We start from the raw sequence: 5,119 nt of genomic DNA on the forward strand, positions 1-5,119 counted from the left end.
TCCCTGCCCGGCTAATGCTTGAAACCACCCCAGCCCAGCCTCCGTCCCGGCCTTCGGCTTGTATTCCGCCCCGATCCACCCGGAATAGCCGATGCGGTCGATGTGCTCGTACAGGAAGGGAAAATTGATCTCGCCCGTCCCCGGCTCGTGACGGCCTGGATTGTCCGCAAGCTGGATATGCGCGATGCGGTCGAGGTTTACCTCGATGGTACGGGCGAGATCCCCCTCCATGATCTGCATGTGATAGATGTCGTATTGCAGGAACAGGTTCTTCGACCCGACACGGTCGATAAGCGCCAACGCCTGATCGGTATAATTGAGAAAAAAGCCCGGGATATCGCGCGTGTTGATCGGCTCGATCAGCAGCCTGATGCCGGCCTGCTCCAGCTTTTCCGCCGCGAAGGCAAGGTTTTCGGCAAAGACGTCCTCCAGCACCTTGCGGTCGGCGCCGGTGGGCACGATGCCGGCTAGGCAATTGACCTGCTGGCAGCCGAGCGCCTGCGCGTAGGTGATCGCCTTGGCGATGCCCTGGCGGAATTCCGGCACGCGGTCCGGCAGCACGGCAATGCCGCGTTCGCCCTTGCCCCAGTCGCCGGCCGGCAGGTTGAACAGCACCTGGGTCAGGCCGTTCTTCTTCAGCCGGGCGGCGACGACATCGGGCGCATGGTCATAGGGGCCGATATATTCGACGCCCTTGAAGCCGGCGCGGGCGGCGGCATCGAAACGGTCGAGGAACTCATGCTCGCCAAAGAGCATCGAAAGATTGGCTGAAAAACGCGGCATTCTTTTTCTCCTTTTCTCCGCCAAGCCTAATCCAGCATGACGATCGACGTCGGCGCATCTTCGTGGCTCTCGGCAAGCTCCTCGAATTCGGTGATCTTGTCGATCTCGGTGCCCATCGAGATGTTGGTGACGCGTTCGAGGATGAATTCGAGGACAACCGGAACCCGGTGTTCTTTCATCAACCGCTGCGCCTCCTTGAAGGCACCGGCGAACTCTTCCGGCTTGCGCACCCTGACCGCCTTGCAGCCCATCGCCTCGGCGACGGCAACATGGTCGACGCCATAGCCGGCCTCGGGATCGCCTGCCCGGTTGATGTTCTCGAAGGCAAGGTCGACCTCGAAGTCCATCGAGAAACCCCGCTGCGCCTGGCGGATCAAGCCGAGATAGGCGTTGTTCACGACGACATGGAGATAGGGCAGCTTGTGCTGTGCACCGACCGCCAGTTCCTCGATCATGAACTGGAAATCATAGTCGCCCGACAGCGCCACGATGGTGCGGTCGGGATCGGCGGCGCGCACGCCAAGGGCAGCCGGCAAGGTCCAGCCGAGCGGGCCGGCCTGGCCGCAATTGATCCAGTTGCGCGGCTTGTAGACATGCAGGAACTGCGCCCCGGCGATCTGCGACAGGCCGATCGTGGTGACATAGGTGACGTCGCGGCCGAACGCCTTGTTCATCTCCTCATAGACACGCTGCGGCTTCAGCGGCACCTGGTCGAAATGCGTCTTGCGCTTCATCGTCTTCTTGCGAGCCTGGCATTCCTTCGCCCAGCCGGACCAGTCGCGCAGTCTGCCTGCCGTCTTCCACTCGGTGGCGACGTCGAGCAGCATCTTCAGCGCAGCACCAGCATCCGAAACGACGCCGAGATCCGGCGCGAAGACACGGCCGATCTGCGTCGGCTCGATGTCGACATGGATGAATTTTTTGCCCTTGGTATAGACATCGACGGAGCCGGTGTGACGGTTGGCCCAGCGGTTGCCGATGCCGAAGACGAAATCGGCTTCCAGCATCGTCGCATTGCCATAGCGGTGCGAGGTCTGCAGCCCGCACATGCCGGCCATCAGCCGGTGGTCGTCGGGGATCGCGCCCCAGCCCATCAAGGTCGGGATGACCGGCACGCCTGAAATCTCGGCGAATTCGATCAGCAAATCCGACGCATCGGCGTTTATGATGCCGCCGCCGGCGACGATCAGCGGCTTTTCGGCGGCGTTGAGCATCGTCAACGCCTTTTCGGCCTGGGCGCGCGTCATGGCCGGCTTGAACGGCGTCAACGGCTCATAGGCATCGATGTCGAATTCGATCTCGGCCAGCTGGACGTCGACCGGCAGGTCGATCAGCACCGGACCCGGCCGCGACGAGCGCATCAGGTGAAAGGCCTTCTGCAGCGCCATGGGGACGAGATAGGGCTCCATGACCGTGACCGCCCATTTGGCGACCGGCGCGGCAATGGCTGATATGTCGACGGCCTGGAAATCCTCCTTGTTCAGCCGCGCCCGCGGCGCCTGGCCGGTGATGCACAGGATCGGAATGGAATCCGCAGCGGCCGAATAGAGCCCGGTGATCATGTCGGTGCCGGCCGGACCCGAAGTGCCGATGCACAGGCCGATATTGCCTGCCTTGGCCCGGGTAAAGCCTTCCGCCATGTGCGAGGCGCCCTCGACGTGACGGGCAAGCACGTGGCGGATCGTTCCCCTCGCCTTCAGCGCCGAATAGAACGGATTGATCGCCGCGCCCGGCACGCCGAAAGCGCAGGAAATGCCTTCCTTTTCGAGAACGAGAACCGCGGCATCGACAGCGCGCATCCTGGCCATTTTCCAGCCCTCCACGGGTTTGTCATTGTTGGATTGGCTGAGGATGCCAGCACGCCGGCTATTTTTCAATTTTTTCAGAATATTTTTTCATTTAGAGAAAACAACGGCTATATGCTGATTTTATTGGATTTTCCGTTTTCTAGGAATCCGGCCTGCGATTTTAGTGAAAAACTTTTTCATTGTGCATTTGGCGAGATCGGTCGAGAATGGCGCCATGGAAACCACGGAAAAACGCCAGCGCGGCCGGCCGCGCGCTTTCAATGGGCCCTCGGAGGCCAGTTCGGTGCAGTCGCTCGATCGGGCGCTGAGAATCCTGGCCATTGTCGCGGAAGGCAGCGGCCTGTCGCTGAGCGAGATATCGGCGCAGAGCGGGCTTGCCGCCTCCACCGCCTACCGCATGCTGACGACGCTGCAAAACCACGGAATGGTCGAATTCGACACATCAGACCAGCTGTGGTCGATCGGCGTCGAGACCTACCGTATGGGCGCGGCCTTCCTGCGCCGCCGCAAGCTGGTCGACCGCGCGCGTGTCGTCATGCAGGAGCTGATGGAGAGAACCGGCGAGACCGCCAATCTCGGCGTCGCCGAGGACGATTGCGTGGTCTTCGTCAGCCAGGTCGAGACGCATCAGGCGATCCGCGCCTTCTTCCGGCCGGGCACGCGCAGCCCCTTCCATGCGTCCGGCATCGGCAAGGCGGTGCTGGCGCATCTCGAGCCGGAGCGCGTCGGAACCATGCTGCGCAAGGCAGGCCTGCAGCGCTTCACCGACAGGACGCTGTCCGACATTTCGGCGCTTGCCCACGATCTGGCGCGGATCAAGCAGCGCGGCTGGTCGGTCGACGACGAGGAGCGGCACCCCGGCATGCGCTGCGTGGCAGCCGCCATCTTCAACGAATTCGGCGAGCCGATCGGCGGCGTTTCCGTGTCGGGACCGACGGTGCGGGTGACGCCGGAGCGGCTGGCCGAGATCGGCCCGCTGGTGCGCGATGCGGCAGCCGAGGTGACCAGGATGATCGGCGGCGTGCGAGCCGGCTGATCAGCCCGCCCCGGGCAGCGCGCTCCTGGTCGCGATATCGAAGAAATCGAGAAGGATGGCCATGCCGACGCCGCAGGCGGTGAATATCAGGCCGGCCATGAAGATGCGGTTGGCGCGTTCATAGATGCGCCGCTGCAGGCATTTCGTGTCGAGCAGCAGCGAGAGCGCCCGCATCTGCAAGGCAATGCCGGCCAGGATCGGCAGGACGGCGACAAGATGGTAGGTCTGCCACGGGATCGGGTTGGCGGCCCAATGGGTGATGAAGCCCAGCGAAAACGCCAGCAGGATGCCGACGGTGGTGACGGTGCCGTTGCGGAAAACCGTTTCGACCAGGTCTTCCCTGGGGTCCTGCTCGTCCAAGGGTCTCTCCCCGCGTTTCGCGGTCCAGGATAGACGCTCGGAAAATCTCTGTACACTGTCCGATCTGTCGCCGGACCAATCCCTTCAGTTCTGCGCTGAAGCGGCCGATGGAGCACGCACCGCTACCATCCAGACAACAGAAGAGGGGCTCGCATGGGCCCCTCTGTTGCTGAACGGGTCCTCCCCTCAGAGACGGCAATAGTGGCGGTATCCGTCGTGGCCGAGATAGGTATCGGAGTCCGCGTCGTAGCTGGCATAGCGATCGTAGCAGCGGCGGACATGCCACGAGCCACCGCCTTCGTCGACATAGACGGTGCGCGGCTGGGCGAGCAGGCTGCCGAGGACGAAGCCGCCGACGCCGGCAGCAATGCCGATGCCGATTTCGCGGTTGTGGTGATGGCTGTGGGCGGCCGAAGGCTGCACGGTGCCGGCCAGCGTGGCGGCGGCGACGGCGGTGGCGATAAGGCCGGAAACGAGTGTGTTCTTGAACATGACGATCTCCTTGCTTCGTTGACCGAGGCGATCCATCCGCCTCTTGATCATCTGTCGTCACAGCCAGGAAAAAGGTTCGAACTTTTTTGATTTTTCTGGAGCTGGGAAATCGGATGGACCGAGGTCCACGCTGACGGCGACTGGAAAGGGTTGGCGAGGACGTTGATGCGGCCAATCTCCCCCACTTGCTGGGGGCTATGCCACGCACATATCTGCTATGACTGGGGTGACTGATCGGCCCGAGGCCCGATTGCCGGGTGGGTCCCCCAATCCGTCGCTGCTTCGCAGCGCCACCTTCCCCCCTCCGGAGGGAAAGGAAAGGAGCGTTGGTGGGCGAGCGTTGGCTCGGCGAAGCCGAGACGGAGCGGGACCAGCGCCGCATAGGCAATGCATGCGCCAAGCTGCCATGCACTCTATCGCCAAAGACCAGTTGCTTGGAAATGTGTGCATGCCGTAGCTTGCCGGGGATCAGCAGCTTTGCCGCCCTACTTCACAAGGTGATCGCCGAACGCAAAAAGGGCGGCCGAAGCCGCCCTCTTGGGGAATTGGGTCCCTCCATCAAAGGAAAATGATCACCCTGCCGTGCCTGTGGTGATGGTTGTGGTGGTGGTTGTAGTGCTTCCACCAGAACTTCTTGAAG

5 protein-coding genes are annotated in these 5,119 nt (G+C 62.5%); 1 reads left to right on the forward strand and 4 read right to left on the reverse strand.

Annotation, left to right across the window (positions count from 1 at the left end; genetic code table 11):
• Together otnI and gcl are read right to left on the reverse strand one after the other, a co-directional pair.
• On the reverse strand, nucleotides 1-783 hold a 783-nt coding region (gene otnI, locus EN884_RS25280; protein WP_128360796.1), incomplete at its 3' end, for a 2-oxo-tetronate isomerase.
• 26 nt (nucleotides 784-809) lie between these two features.
• Nucleotides 810-2,591: a glyoxylate carboligase gene (gene gcl / locus EN884_RS25285; protein ID WP_063170247.1), complete on the reverse strand. Its 1,782-nt coding sequence runs from the start codon at nucleotides 2,589-2,591 to the stop codon at nucleotides 810-812.
• Between the two features lie 214 nt (nucleotides 2,592-2,805).
• Here gcl and bhcR point away from each other — a divergent pair, with 214 nt between their 5' ends.
• The gene (gene bhcR / locus EN884_RS25290; RefSeq protein WP_063170248.1) at nucleotides 2,806-3,627 is read left to right on the forward strand and encodes an HTH-type transcriptional regulator BhcR; all 822 of its coding nucleotides are present in this window, start codon (nucleotides 2,806-2,808) and stop codon (nucleotides 3,625-3,627) included.
• Here the strand turns inward: bhcR and EN884_RS25295 are convergent, their stop codons facing one another.
• Both EN884_RS25295 and EN884_RS25300 read right to left on the reverse strand, forming a co-directional pair.
• On the reverse strand, nucleotides 3,628-3,987 hold the full coding sequence (locus tag EN884_RS25295; protein ID WP_013531395.1) for a hypothetical protein: 360 nt from the start codon (nucleotides 3,985-3,987) through the stop codon (nucleotides 3,628-3,630).
• Nucleotides 3,988-4,173: 186 nt separating this feature from the next.
• The gene (locus EN884_RS25300; protein ID WP_013531394.1) at nucleotides 4,174-4,479 is read right to left on the reverse strand and encodes a BA14K family protein; all 306 of its coding nucleotides are present in this window, start codon (nucleotides 4,477-4,479) and stop codon (nucleotides 4,174-4,176) included.
• Nucleotides 4,480-5,119 lie beyond the last annotated feature (640 nt).

Source organism: Mesorhizobium sp. M7A.F.Ca.AU.001.01.1.1 (genome assembly GCF_004022735.1).
GTDB lineage: Bacteria > Pseudomonadota > Alphaproteobacteria > Rhizobiales > Rhizobiaceae > Mesorhizobium > Mesorhizobium ciceri.